The 12,839-nt window shown below is 71.2% G+C and carries 11 protein-coding genes; 6 read left to right on the top strand and 5 right to left on the bottom strand.

What is annotated here, in order from left to right:
• Window positions 1-58: 58 nt before the first annotated feature.
• A complete protein-coding gene (locus CW359_RS21020) occupies window positions 59-1,258 on the bottom strand; it encodes a 4-hydroxybenzoate 3-monooxygenase (RefSeq protein WP_198655312.1) in 1,200 nt (399 codons plus the stop codon).
• A 265-nt stretch (window positions 1,259-1,523) separates the two neighbouring features.
• Entirely contained in the window at window positions 1,524-2,573 is a 1,050-nt protein-coding gene (locus CW359_RS21015) for a CPBP family intramembrane glutamic endopeptidase (RefSeq protein WP_232838497.1), read from the bottom strand.
• Window positions 2,574-2,712: 139 nt separating this feature from the next.
• Between CW359_RS21015 and CW359_RS21010 the strand changes: the two genes are divergently transcribed.
• From CW359_RS21010 to CW359_RS20985, 6 genes are all read left to right on the top strand, one after another.
• Entirely contained in the window at window positions 2,713-5,082 is a 2,370-nt protein-coding gene (locus tag CW359_RS21010) for a histidine kinase (RefSeq protein ID WP_105971611.1), read from the top strand.
• 26 nt (window positions 5,083-5,108) lie between these two features.
• On the top strand, window positions 5,109-5,759 hold the full coding sequence (locus CW359_RS21005) for a response regulator (RefSeq protein ID WP_105971745.1): 651 nt from the start codon (window positions 5,109-5,111) through the stop codon (window positions 5,757-5,759).
• 327 nt (window positions 5,760-6,086) lie between these two features.
• Window positions 6,087-7,211 carry a hypothetical protein gene (locus tag CW359_RS21000; RefSeq protein ID WP_105971609.1) on the top strand — a complete coding sequence of 375 codons (1,125 nt, stop codon included), beginning with the start codon at window positions 6,087-6,089 and terminating at the stop codon, window positions 7,209-7,211.
• Between the two features lie 167 nt (window positions 7,212-7,378).
• Window positions 7,379-8,128 (top strand): SDR family oxidoreductase, encoded by a 750-nt coding sequence (locus CW359_RS20995; RefSeq protein ID WP_105971607.1) that lies wholly within the window; start codon window positions 7,379-7,381, stop codon window positions 8,126-8,128.
• A 94-nt stretch (window positions 8,129-8,222) separates the two neighbouring features.
• Window positions 8,223-9,062 (top strand): helix-turn-helix transcriptional regulator, encoded by an 840-nt coding sequence (locus tag CW359_RS20990; protein WP_105971744.1) that lies wholly within the window; start codon window positions 8,223-8,225, stop codon window positions 9,060-9,062.
• Complete coding sequence (locus CW359_RS20985; RefSeq protein WP_105971606.1) at window positions 9,059-9,676, top strand: TetR/AcrR family transcriptional regulator; 618 nt, start codon at window positions 9,059-9,061, stop codon at window positions 9,674-9,676. Before CW359_RS20990 ends, CW359_RS20985 begins: the two co-directional genes overlap by 4 nt.
• A gap of 129 nt (window positions 9,677-9,805) precedes the next feature.
• On the opposite strand, the gene CW359_RS20980 is transcribed toward CW359_RS20985, so the two are convergent.
• From CW359_RS20980 to CW359_RS20970, 3 genes are all read right to left on the bottom strand, one after another.
• Entirely contained in the window at window positions 9,806-10,828 is a 1,023-nt protein-coding gene (locus CW359_RS20980) for a LacI family DNA-binding transcriptional regulator (RefSeq protein WP_105971605.1), read from the bottom strand.
• 73 nt (window positions 10,829-10,901) lie between these two features.
• A complete protein-coding gene (locus CW359_RS20975; RefSeq protein ID WP_105971603.1) occupies window positions 10,902-11,762 on the bottom strand; it encodes an ATP-binding cassette domain-containing protein in 861 nt (286 codons plus the stop codon).
• Window positions 11,759-12,772 (bottom strand): ABC transporter permease, encoded by a 1,014-nt coding sequence (locus CW359_RS20970; protein ID WP_105971602.1) that lies wholly within the window; start codon window positions 12,770-12,772, stop codon window positions 11,759-11,761. Before CW359_RS20970 ends, CW359_RS20975 begins: the two co-directional genes overlap by 4 nt.
• Window positions 12,773-12,839: the final 67 nt, after the last annotated feature.

Raw genomic sequence — 12,839 nt, 5'->3', positions numbered from 1 at the left:
GGACTTCGGTTGGGGACTTCGGATGGCGTACGCCCGGTGGGGAGGGGGGACTTGGCTGTCAGACGCCGACGTAGTGCTCGGCGAACCAGTCCTGGTGGCTGCGCGAGGTGCGCAGCGAGGTGATGCGGGAGTGCCGCAGGGAGTTGTGGAACAGTGACGTTTCGTCTGAGCCGGTCGGGCCGTGCAGCAGCCGGATCATCCAGTGCGAGAACTCCTGCGCCCGCCAGATGTACGCCAGACAGCGCGCCGAATAGGCGTCCAGCGCGGCGGAGTTGTCGCGCAGGAGGGCGTCGGTCAGACCCTCGGCGAGGATCTCCGCCGCCAGGACGGCGAGGTTGGCGCCCTTCGCCGCGGACGGGCTGACGAGACCGGCGGCGTCGCCGGCCAGGAACAGCGAGCCGTGCCGCAGGGGTTCGAGCACGTCGGAGTCCAGGTCGACGACGGTCCGCTGGACGACGCGGCCCCGGTGCAGCGGGCCGTACTCGGCGCCGCGCATCCGCAGGTCCAGCTCGTCCCAGATCCGTTCCTCGGACCAGGAGCCGGCCGCCGTACCGCGCTCGCACTGCACGTAGTAGCGGGTGATCTCGCTCGTACGGGCCATGTGCCCGGCGAAACCGCGCTCGTGCACCGCGTAGCCGACGGCGTCCAGGCTGGGCGGTGCCTCGGCGAGCAGGCCGAGCCAGGTCACGCCGTGGTCGCAGTGGTGCCGGCGCACCGACCCGGCAGGCAGCGAGCGCCGGGCCGCGCCGTGCCGCCCGTCGCAGCCGGCGACGTACCGCGCCCGCCAGGTGCCGGGCCGTCCGTCCGCGTCGCGCACGGTCACCGAGGGCCGGTCGGTGTCGGCGTCGAGGACGGCGACGGCCTCGACGCCGAAGCCGATCCGCCCGCCGACCGCCAGGAACCGGGTCAACAGGTCGGTGACCAGCTCCTGTTGGGGATACACGGTGTGCCGCTCGCCGTGCCCGAGCCCGCTGTAGTCCAGCCGGAACCGGCCGTCGGCGGTACGGAACTCGCAGGTGCTGTGGGCCTGTCCGCGCCGCCGCAGCCCCTCGGCCAGCCCGTGCCGCTCCAGGATGCGCACGGTGTTGGCCGCCAGGAACCCGGCACGCGCCCGCGTCTGGACGTGCGCGCGCTCGGCCCGCTCCAGGACGACACAGTCGACGCCGCTGTCCTGAAGGAGATTGCCGAGTACGAGCCCTGCGGGTCCGGCGCCGAGGATGACCACGTCGGCGGTGCTCCGGGTCTGGCTTTCTGTCATGAGACGGGATATTAGGTCCAGTTACGTCACCGACTGGACAGAAATCACCTGATCGAGGAGGGCCGTAGCAGTGACGTGGGGCGTGAGCCCCGGCGCGATGCGCCGACCCGGCGGACGGCCGTGACCGCCGCGCACGCCCGGCTGACGGACAACTCCGAGGTGACAGGCGGTACGGCACGGAAAGCGGCCGACCTGGTGGTGGCGGCGTACCACGTTCGGGGCGAACCGGTGCTCGCACACACCTTCGAAGGGGCGGGGTGTGCGCTCATGGACGGCTCCACGGACCGTCAGCGGTGGGCGCCTGGAGACGAGCGGGGTGGACGGTCAGCGGCGCCGGGACCGGCACGGGCGCCGGGACGAGTACGGGCGCGGGGACGGTACGAACCGGCGGCCGTCGTCGCGCCAGCCACAGCACGGCCGCCGCGTACAGGGCGATGCCCGCGAGGTCGACGGCGACGAGCTGCCAGGGCGCGTCGGCGGCGGTCTCGTCGCTCTTGAGGCCGTCGACGACGGCGGCCGAGACACCGAAGGCCAGCAGGTTGTTCACGGCGTGCAGCCCGATCGCCGCCTCCAGCCCGCCCGTGCGGACGGTCAGCCAGCCCGCGACCACCCCGAACACGGCCAGATCGGCGAAGCCCCACGGTGTGCCCCAGCCGTGCGCGGCGGCGAACAGCAAGGCCTGCGGCACGAGCGCCCACCACGGGTTGCGCAGCAGGCCGCCGACCGCCTGGGTGAGCCAGCCCCGGAAGACGTACTCCTCGGCGGCGGCCTGCAACGGCACGAGGACCAGCAGCATGGCGAGGGCGGGCCCGAAGACCGCCCAGCCCGCCCACGGCATCGGTTCGGCATCGTCCACGGGCAGCAGGAAGACGCCCCCGGTGGTCAGGGCGAGAACGGGCAGCGCCGCCAGCACGCACCACCCCAGCCACCCCCACCGCAGCCGCCCGGTCACGGACGAGACGGTGCCGGCCGGCCGCCGCCCGATCCACCGCACCGCGAGCAGCACGACGGGCACGGCGGAGGCGATGGCCAGCAGATCGAGCGCGGTGCCGCTGACGAGCCCGAACTCGACGGTCCCGTCCGGGGATTCGGGATACCCCTTGACCATCCCGAGGACAGACCCGATCCCATAGACGAGCACGGCCGCGACCACCCCCGCGACGACCACGAACCCGGTGCCGAGCAAGGACCGCCACCATCGATGGCGAACCGAGGAGCGTGCCATGCGGTGATAGGCAAGAGCCTCGGGGAGGGGAGCGGCGTCGGCCGGAATGTTCACCGGAATGTTGACCGGAGTGCTCATGGGAGTGTTCATGGGGGCAAGCCTCCCCGCGGACCCATGGCCCGCACATCGCCCGCGAGCACGAGCGCCGCCTATGCCGGAAGGTAGATGGCGCTGTAATACCTGGGTCCGGTGCCCGCCGTAGCACCCTGGTCCTACGCTCGTGCGGACGATGGAGGCGGAGACGGAGACGATACGCAACTGGCTGCTCCCCGCACTGCTCGCCACCGCACAACTGGCGTGGCTGTGGCCGGGAGCCGGCCTGGCGGGCGCGGAGGTGCCGGCCCCGGCGGCACTGGCGGCGGTACTGCTGGCGACGGCAGTCGAGACGACCGCGCTGGCCGGACGCCGACAGACCCCGCTCCCCGCCCTGGCCTGGTCACTGGCAGCCCTGATCCTGGGCCAACTGACCTGGCAGGACGGCTACTTGGGGGCGGGCACACCGATCGCGCTGTACTCGGTGGCGGTCCGCTGCCCGGTACCGACGACGATACGAGCGGTCGCGGCGACCGTGGGCGTGGAGTGGCTCCTCTCCCTCCTCCACCTCGGCCTACGCCCGGCACTGGCCGCGGAGTTGACGCTGGGCGCACTGCTGTACGTGGCCTGCGCGGGCCTCGGCGAGGCGAGGCGCCAGTGGCTGAAGGGCCGTACGCTGGCGACCCGCCGCCTGGCGGGAGCGGAGGAGACCCGCCGCAGCGCGGGCGAAACGGAACGCCGCCGACTGGCCCGAGAACTCCACGACGTGAGCGCCCACCACCTCACCTCGGTGGTCATCACGGCGGACGCGGCGCACCGACTGGGCGACAGCAGACCGGAGTTGACGGCGGAGGCGCTGGAGTTCGCGGAGCGCACGGGCACCGAGACCCTGACGACACTGCAGCGCCTCGTGGGCCTGCTGCACGAGACGGACCGCCCGGACCCCCGCCCGATGACGGCCCGTATCGAGGAACTCATCGCGGGATTCGGCAGGTTGGGCCGTCCGATCGACGCCGTACTCCCCGACGACCTGGCCGGTCCGGCGGCCGAGGCGGTCCACGGAATCGTCCGCGAGGCCCTGACGAACGCCCTGCGCCACGCCCCGGGCTCCGCCGCGCACGTGAACGTCGTACGAGGCGAGGGCGTACTGGAACTGACCGTCACCAACGCACCCCCGCGAGGCACGGCGCAGGAAGGCGTGGGAGGCCTGGGCTCGGGTCGCGGTGTCGCGGGCATGAGGGAGCGGGCGGCTTCCGTGGGCGGGGAGTTGACGGCCGGCCCCGCACCCGACGGCGGCTGGCGGGTCCACGCCACCCTCCCCGACACGACGGGCCCGCGGACCCCGCCGGAGGGCCGACCCAGACGCGACGTGCTACGCGAACAACGCCTGGCAGACCCGGCGTTGGTGCTGACGGCGACACTCCTCCCCTTGGTCTTCGCCCTGATCACGGTGGAGGAATGGCCGACCACGAGCCGACGGTCCACTCTCCCGGACCTACTGCTGGTGACCGTACTGCTGACGACACACGCGCTCCCCCTGCTGTGGCGAAGACGCGCACCGGGGAAGGCACTTGCCGGAGTGCTGGCCACGTCATGGCTGTGGCCGCCGGCGGTGACGGTGTTCGGCCTGCACCCGAGGGTGTCGGAGTTCTTCGCGGGAGGCGCGCTGGCGGAACTGCTGGCGGTGTACGCGGTGGCGGTCTACGGCGGTGGAGCGGACCGCACCTGGCCGGCGTGGTGCGCGGGTTCGGTGTCGCTGGCCGCAACCCTGGTGGCGACGGCGGGCGCGGACGGCGAGTTGCTGGGCAGGCCCACACAATGGCCCACCGCAGTACTGATGTCGGTACCCCTGACTCTGGCGCTGGCGGCGCTGATGGCAGCCCTGTGGGGCGCAGGACTGGCGGTACGTCACCAACGCCTGAGCACCCTGGCCTGGGACGACTACGCGCTGGCCGGCGCCCTGTGGCAAGCGGAACGCGCGGCGGACGCCGAACGCCACCGCCTGGCAAGGAAGTTGCACGAATCGGTCCTGCACCCCACGGCGAAGGTGGTCGAACACGCGGGCAGGGGCCGCCTGGAGGAGGTGGCGACGGGGGCGCGCTCGGCGCTGAAGGCGATGCGAGAACTCCTCCACGACCTGGCCACCCCGGACGAGAACCCGAGTCACCCCCTCCCCCCGACCCCCACGGCGGAGGACATCCCCACCCTGTGCGCGACGCTACGGGCGACGGGCAGGGAGATAACCCTGAGGGGCCTGCCGGAGGCGACACAGAACCTGCCGCCCACGGTGACTCTGTCGGCGTACCGAATAGTGGAGGCGGCACTGACGGCAGGAGACAGAACCCCGTCAGGAATCACGCTGCGCAGACGAAGGGACACCCTCCAACTGACGGTGACGGGCGTACGACTGGCGACGACGGACCCGGTGGCGGAACGCCTGAGGGTCCAGGTGGGCGAAGGAACGGGCGGCAGGATCACCCTGGAACGGACAGGTACGGTACGGGTGTTGCTGTCCACCCCGAGGCTCCCGAAGCCGACGAAGCCCATTGGGGAGGTCCCCTCGTGACCCCCACCCCCACCCTGACCAGAGTGATGGTCGTGGACGACCAGGCGGTGGTCCGAGCTGGATTCGCCGCGATAGTGGATGCCGAACCCGACCTGACGGTGGTTGCCGAGGCGGGCGACGGCGCGACGGCGGTTTCGCTGGCCGCCGAGAAGACCCCGGACCTGGTGTTGATGGACATCCGCATGCCAGGCATGGACGGCCTGACGGCAACCCGCCTGATCACGTCCCGGCAGAACGCCCCCCGCATCCTGATCCTGACCACCTTCGACCTGGACGCCCACGTCTACGAGGCGTTGCGAGCCGGAGCGTCGGGCTTCCTCCTGAAGGACGCGTTCCCGGAGGACCTCCTGACGGCGATCCGAGTGGTGGCCACAGGAGAGGCGATCCTGTCCCCGACGATCACCCGCCGCCTGATCACCACTTTCGCCCAAGCCGCCCCACCACCCCCGCCGATGACGGGAGCCCTGTCGTCCCTGACCCCGAGGGAGGGGCAGGTCCTGCTGCACATAGCGTCGGGCCTGACGAACGCGGAAATCGCCTCCACCCTGGGCGTGACGACAGGCACGGTGAAGACCCATGTGAACGCCCTGCTGTCCAAGCTGGGGTTGAGGGACCGGGTACAGGCGACGATCTTGGCGTACGAGAGCGGGTTGGTGAGACCGCGGGGGACGGCCTGAGCACGGAGCGGACACAACCAGCGGACGTGATTGGCGGTCACGGGGTCCATCACGGTCGGACCCGTTGTCAGTGCCGACGACTACGGTCTCAAGTGCGCGGTCGGCTTCCGGGGGTTCCAGCTCCGTAGTGAATGGTTGCATCCCCGTCCTGTCCGGGGGCGGCCCGGAGACACGTCCGGGACCCAACCGACGGTCGGGCTCAGCCGATGACCAGTGGATGACCTGCCAGAGCCGGCCGCGCGCATTACTTCCGGCGGGGGTGGTCAACTCCGGGATGTTGTGTGGCCGGATACCGTCACACACCACGCTCTGCTGCGTTGAACAGGCGTGAATTCGATCTTCTCGTCCGCCGAGCGTCCACTCTCGGCCGAACACGTCCTCAGCCTCCGGCCCTTGCGCGTCGCGCAGTTGACCCGGGGCTGGGCCGTGGATGTCACCGCCGCCGACCTCGTCATGGTCGCCGGACCGGTCGACGCCACGCGTCAGCTCTCCGCCAGGCGGGGCCACCTCGGGGCGACCGAGGCCAACAGCGGGCTGGCGCGGATGCTGGAGGAGCGGCCCGAGGACTTCGGCGCCGTGGGCTGCATCGTGCTCGGTGCGGACACGGTCGAAGTCCAGGCCAGCCGTGGGCTGTTCGGAGACTCGGTGCACATCATCGGCCCGGAGTGCATCGACGGTATGCAGCGCCTGAAGGTCATCGCGGACATGCGACACCGGTTGCCGTACGAGCACCTGCAGCGCGCCGTCGTCCGCCTTGAGATCCGTCGCGGCCCCGAGCGGGATCGGGCCCGTCGGGTCCACGACGTCGCGGATCGCCTTCTCAACCCGTCGACGGCCCAGGACCGCCTGATCCGGTGCCCGAACATCGTGAACCTGATGCGGGGCGACTGGGAGAAGGGCTACTTCGATCCCCGTCGGGGCATGACGGCAGGACCCCGTGGACGGCGCTTCTCCATGGCGGACGTGACGTCTGCCCTGGCCTGTCTGTCGGCCGCCCCGCAGCCGGTCGCGGCGAACCTGGCCGCCACCCCGGGAGGACGGGAAGCCCTGTGGGAGGACCACGCCTCCCCCGTCTACCGGAGCCTCTTCCACAGGAGCATGACCCCGGTGGGCGTGATGCGGGCCGTCGAGGCATGGGAGTCCGCGCACGCGGCACTGGCGGCGATGCCGAAGAGGGCTCGGCAGGGGTACGGCCACCTGATCGAGTACGCGCCGGAACTGATCTGCTGGAAGGCCTGCCGTTCCCTGACCCAGCCCCTGCCCCTGCACGCCCTGCACGACGCCATGTCGGCGTTTCCCTGGGAGAAGGCGATCGAGCACGACCTGCCGGCCGCCACCGTACGGACTGCGAGGTCGCTGGTGGCCCGCTACCAGGCGGCTCGCCCTGAACGTACTCGCCCGTACAAGTCGGAGGCACCCGAACTCGAACTGTGGAAGGAGCTTGTCGGGTAGGGGCGCAGGCGCCCGCAGCGCACACGGAGTGCACCGCCGCCACCAGGCGGAGACCGCTGATCCACGGATAAACCTTCCTCTCCCGCGCCTCCGCCGACGCTCCTACGGTCGAGGCTGCCGCAGGTGTTCACCAGCCCGCGGCAGCCTCGACCAAGGAGAGAGATCCCATGAAGTTGACCGGCAACACGATCCTGATCACCGGCGGTACCTCGGGTATCGGGCTCGGGCTGGCCCTGCGGCTGCACGAGGCCGGGAACAAGGTGGTCGTCGCCGGGCGGCGCGAGGAGTTGCTCGACGAGATCACGGCCGGGCACCCGGGCATCGACGGGCTCGTCCTCGACGTCGCGGACCCCGGCTCGATCGCCCGGGTCCGCGAGACCGTGGCGGCGACCTACCCCGACCTGAACGTCCTGGTCAACAACGCCGGCATCATGCAGCGCGAGAACCTCCTCGACCCGGCCTCGCTCCCGGTCGCCGAGGACCACGTCACCGTCAACCTGCTCGGCACGATCCGGGTGACGTACGCCTTCCTGCCGCTGCTGGTCGGCAGGGCCGACGCGGCCGTCGTGAACGTCACCTCGGCGCTGGCGTTCGTACCGCTGCCGATCACCCCCACCTACAACGCGACGAAGGCCGCGCTGCACTCCTTCTCCGAGAGCCTGCGCGTGCAGCTCGCGCAGGCCGACGCCGGTGTCCAGGTGATCGAGGTGGCGCCGCCGGGCGTGCGGACGACACTGCTGGGTCAGCAGGACGACGAGAACTCCATGCCGCTGGAGGAGTTCCTCGACGAGACCCTCGGGATCCTGCGCGACGAGCCCGACGCGAAGGAACTCGTCGTGGAACGCGCCCGGTTCGTGCGCGACGCGGAGGCAAACGGCTCCTACGACGACGTCCTCGCCGTCCTCAGCGGCGCCTGAACACCGTCGTACGCGCGTACAGACCGCTCAGCCACGGATCGGCGGTCTCTGGATAGCCGGGCGGCGAGCGGTGAGGATGGTGGGCATGGTGGGCATGGACAAGAAGGAACTGGCCGGATTCCTGCGTCACCGGCGTGAGGCACTGCGACCGCGTGACGTCGGCCTGGCCGAGGGTGCGCGCAGGCGTACCCAGGGGCTGCGCCGCGAGGAGGTCGCGCAGCTCGCCGGCATGTCCACCGACTACTACGCCCGGCTGGAGCAGCAGCGCGCCCCGCAGCCGTCCGTCCAGATCACCACCGCCCTCGCCCGGGCACTGCGGCTGACCCTGGACGAGCGCGACCACCTCTTCGTCCTCATCGGCCACAACGCCCCGGCCCGTCTCCACCGCTCCGAACACGTCAGCCCGACCCTGATGCGGGTCCTGGACCGCCTGGACGACTCCCCGGCCCTCGTACTGACCGACATGGCCGACACCCTCGCGATGAACCCCCTGGCCCTCGCCCTCCTCGGCGACCAGACCCGACACACCGGCCTGTCCCGCAGCGCCTACCACCGCTGGTTCATGGACCCCGCCGAGCGCCTGGTGTACCCGGAGGAGGACCACGACCGCCACGGCCGCGCCCAGGCAGCACGCCTACGGGTCGCACTGACCGCAGGCAGCGACATCCCCCGAGCCGCCCGCATCCTCGCCGAACTCCGGTCACACAGCCCCGAGTTCGTCCGTTTCTGGGAACTCCAGGAGGTCGCCCAGCGCTACGACGAGGGCAAGACCATCATTCACCCCGAGCTGGGCCGTATCGAGGTCGACGGCCAGGTCCTGTTCACCGAGAACCGCGCCCAGACCCTGGTGGTACTGACCACCCGCCCCGGCACGGAGAGCCACAGCAAGCTGGAACTGCTCTCGGTCATAGGGCACCAGCAGCTCACCCCGTGACGAGACGCGGCCCAGGCCACACCAGGAACACCGCGGCCGAGCGTGCCGACGCCGCCCGCAACCGCGCCCTGCTGCTGGCGGCGGCAGCCCGGCTGGTCGCCGAACACGGGGCCGAGCACCTGACCATGCGGGCGGTCGCCGAGGCCGCCGGAGTCGGCAAGGGCACCCTCTTCCGCCGCTTCGGCGACCGCGACGGCCTCCTGCTCGCCCTGCTGGACGAGGCCGAGGCCGCGTTCCAGGAGGCGTACACCGAAGGCGCCCCGCCGCTGGGCCCGGGCGCACCCCCGAGGGAACGGCTGGAGGCGTTCGGCGCCGCCCTGATCGCCCGCGTCGCCGCCGACGCGGACCTGGGCGCCGCCCTCGGCCGCCAACTCCGCCACGAACGCCGCCACGCCTCCACCACCGGCCACGCCTTCCACCAGCACATCTCAACTCTCCTGCGAGAGGCCGGAGTCGACGGCGACCACGACATGCTCGCCCACGCCCTCCTCGCCTTCACGACCTTCGAGACGACGGACTACCTGCGCATCGGACGCCAGATCCCGGTGGCGCGACTCCAGGCCACCTGGACGGACCTGGTACGACGGGTGACGGGACGACCCGACGGCGGGTGAACCCGAAGCGTCGGAGCGCCGAAGTATTCAGAGCGCTGGAGCATCGGAGGACCCAAGCGCCGGAGCACGGGCCTTCGGGGCGCCAAGTCCTCCGGCGAGTTCGGTGTGTGCGCTCCTGCCCCGGCGGGGCTACCGCTTGGGCGCCCGCTGCTCGCCCGAGCCGCGGACGATCAGCCGGGTGGGCACGGTGATCGTGCGGGCCCGGGTGCGGTCGCCGTCGAGGCGGGTCAGGGCGGTGGTCGCGGCTGCTCTGCCGAGTTCCTCCGCCTCCTGGGCGACGACCGTCAGGGCGGGTTCGAGGGCCTCGGCCAGCGACAGGTCGTCGAAGGCCACGACGGCGACGTCCTTGCGCTTGCTGCGGGCGAGTTCGGCGACGATGCCCAGCGCCGTGATGTTGTTCCCGGCGAACAGGGCGGTCGGCGGATCGGCCAGCGCGAGGAGCCGGGCGGTCGCGGCCTCGGCGCCCTGCTGGTCGTGGGCGTTGGTGACGAGCGAGCGGTCGTCCGGGAGGCCGGCCTCCCGCAGCGCCGAGCGGTAGCCGGCCAGCCGCTCCCGGCGTGTGTACAGCTTGAGGGGCAGGTCGCCGACGAAGCCGATGCGCCGGTGCCCGTGGGCGACGAGGTGGGCGACGCCGTCGTGGGCTCCGGCGCGGTTGGAGCTGACGATGCTGTCCGTGGCGAGTCCGACGCCGGGCCGGTCGAGGAAGATCACCGGCAGTCCCGCCGTACGGTGTGACTTGAGGTGGGAGTGGTCGGCGCCGACGGACGGTACGACGATCAGGATGCTGACCCGGCGGGCGAGGAACTTGTCCGTCAGGGCGCGCTCGCGTTCGGGGTCGTCCGCGGAGGAGCCCATCAGCAGGGTCAGGCCCCGGTCGCGGACGGTGTCCTCGATGCTCTGGGCCACCGCGCCGAAGAACGGGTTGCCGAGGTCGGGGATGACCAGTCCGACGGTGGTGTCGGGCCCGCCGACGCGGATGTTGCGGGCCATGAGGTTCGGCTGGAAGCCGAGCCTGGCCACCGCGGCGAGCACCTGCTCCCTGGTCCGCGCGGAGGCGGGTCCGTCCTCGTTGAGGACCCGGGAGACCGTCTTGGCGCTGACGCCGACTTCGCGGGCGACATCGGTCAGGGTGGGGCGGCGGTTCGCTGCCATGGAGAAACCGTCCTGTGGGCTCGCGGTTCCGGCCGCGGCCTCGGCCGGACACCAGGAGAGCCGGGTTGTGCTGTCAGGTGGCCTGGACCCCGGCGGCCTTCGCCGCCTCGGAGTCCGCTACGACAGTATCTCCGGCCGCGTCGACCGTGAGAGCGCCGGTCATGATGGCGACGACCTCGGCCATGGAGTGGTCGGAGGGCTTGATCACGGCCGCGCGGCGGCCGAGTCGGTGTACGTGGATCCGGTCGGCGATCTCGAAGACGTGCGGCATGTTGTGGCTGATCAGGACGACCGGCATGCCCTTGTCCCGGACCCGGCGGATCAGGTCCAGGACCTGGCCGGACTCCTTGACGCCGAGCGCGGCGGTGGGCTCGTCCATGACCACGACACTGCTGGCCCAGGCGACGGAACGGGCGACCGCGACGGCCTGCCGCTGACCGCCGGAGAGCGTCTCCACCGACTGGGTCAGCGAACGCAGTCCGATCTTCAGATCGGCCATGTGCTCGGCGGCCTCCTGCCGCATGCGCTTCTTGTCGAGCATGCGGAAGACACTGCCGAGGACGCCGGGGCGGCGCAGTTCGCGCCCCAGGAACACGTTCGAGGCGATGTCCATGGACGCGGCGACGGCGAGGTCCTGGTAGACGGTCTCGATGCCGTGGGCGCGGGCGCTCTGCGGCCCGGAGAAGGTGATCGGCTCGCCGTTGAGCCGTATCTCGCCCGCGTCCGGGGTCACCGCACCCGTGAGGGCCTTGATCAGGCTGGTCTTGCCCGCGCCGTTGTCGCCGATCACGGCGAGGACCTCACCGGGCAGCAGATCGAAGTCGGCGCCGTCGATGGCGGTGACGTGCCCGTACCGCTTCACCAGCCCACGAGCCTGAAGGACGGGGACGACGGGTACGACGGGTACGGGGGAGGAGGTGGCGATGCCGGTCATCGGGCCTTCTTCCGGGAGAGCTGGTCGACGGTCACCGCGAGGATCACCAGGACGCCGGTGATCAGGGTCTGGTAGATGGAGGCGACGCCCATCAGCTGCAGCCCGTTGCGGAACACACCGACGATGAGTACACCGATGAAGGTGCCGAGCACCGAGCCACGTCCCCCGAAGAGGCTCGTACCGCCGAGGACCACGGCCGTGATGCTGTCGAGGTTGTCGGTCTGCCCCGCCTGCGGATCGCCCACCCCGGTACGGGAGATGAGCAGCAGGGCGGCGATGCCGTACAGCAGACCGGCCACGGTGTAGATGCCGATGGTGAGCCGGGACGTACGGATGCCGTTCAGCCGCGCGGCCTCGGCGCTGTTGCCCAGCGCGTACACGTGCCGGCCCCAGGCGGTGTTGCTCAGCGAGTAGGCGAGGAGCAGGAACAGGCCGATCGTGACGAGGGAGCCGTACGTGATGTCGGTGTGCCCGAGGGGAAAGGTCTCGCCGAGGGCGGTCAACGGGCCGGGCAGATCACTGACCGTCTGCTCCTCGGAGTAGATGTGGGTCAGTGCGAACGCCACGTTGAGCATGCCGAGGGTGACGATGAACGGCGGCAGCGGGATCTTCTGCACCAGCAGCCCGTTGACCAGCCCGAACCCGCCACAGACACCGATCCCGAGGGCGATGGCGACGAGCGGCGGCAGCGACCCCTCGGCGGCCATCTTGGCGATCACGATGCTCCCGAACGCCATCACCGCCCCGCACGACAGGTCGATCCCGGCGGTCAGGATGATCAGCGTCTGCCCGATGGCGAGCGTCCCCACGACCATGACCTGCTGCACGATCAGCGAGAAGTTCCCGCCGGTCAGAAACTGCTCGGTAGAGAAGGAAAAAAAGGCACAGGCCAGGAGCAGGGCGACCAGCGGCCCGGTGGTAGGCGCCGTGAGCACCCTGCGAGCCGCGGTCGGCGCTTTGATCCCCGCGTACGGCGAGGGGGCACCCGGGGGTGTGATCGTGGCTGTCATACGAAGTCCTTGTCGAAAGACAACAGGTGTCCGGGTCGGCGGACGGGGGTGGGGGTGAGGGTGGGCG

This window comes from Streptomyces geranii, from assembly GCF_002954775.1.
Lineage (GTDB): Bacteria > Actinomycetota > Actinomycetes > Streptomycetales > Streptomycetaceae > Streptomyces > Streptomyces geranii.
The sequence above is the reverse complement of the archived record's forward strand: the minus strand, read 5'-3'. Positions and strand labels throughout refer to the sequence as shown.

What these genes read in the sequence shown, in the direction of transcription:
- CW359_RS21020 (WP_198655312.1), bottom strand. Translation starts at nt 1,258, where the DNA reads ATGACAGAAAGCCAGACCCGGAGCACCGCCGACGTGGTCATCCTCGGC.
- CW359_RS21015 (WP_232838497.1), bottom strand. Translation starts at nt 2,573, where the DNA reads ATGAACACTCCCATGAGCACTCCGGTCAACATTCCGGTGAACATTCCG.
- CW359_RS21010 (WP_105971611.1), top strand. Translation starts at nt 2,713, where the DNA reads ATGGAGGCGGAGACGGAGACGATACGCAACTGGCTGCTCCCCGCACTG.
- CW359_RS21005 (WP_105971745.1), top strand. Translation starts at nt 5,109, where the DNA reads ATGGTCGTGGACGACCAGGCGGTGGTCCGAGCTGGATTCGCCGCGATA.
- CW359_RS20995 (WP_105971607.1), top strand. Translation starts at nt 7,379, where the DNA reads ATGAAGTTGACCGGCAACACGATCCTGATCACCGGCGGTACCTCGGGT.
- CW359_RS20990 (WP_105971744.1), top strand. Translation starts at nt 8,223, where the DNA reads ATGGACAAGAAGGAACTGGCCGGATTCCTGCGTCACCGGCGTGAGGCA.
- CW359_RS20980 (WP_105971605.1), bottom strand. Translation starts at nt 10,828, where the DNA reads ATGGCAGCGAACCGCCGCCCCACCCTGACCGATGTCGCCCGCGAAGTC.
- CW359_RS20975 (WP_105971603.1), bottom strand. Translation starts at nt 11,762, where the DNA reads ATGACCGGCATCGCCACCTCCTCCCCCGTACCCGTCGTACCCGTCGTC.
- CW359_RS20970 (WP_105971602.1), bottom strand. Translation starts at nt 12,772, where the DNA reads ATGACAGCCACGATCACACCCCCGGGTGCCCCCTCGCCGTACGCGGGG.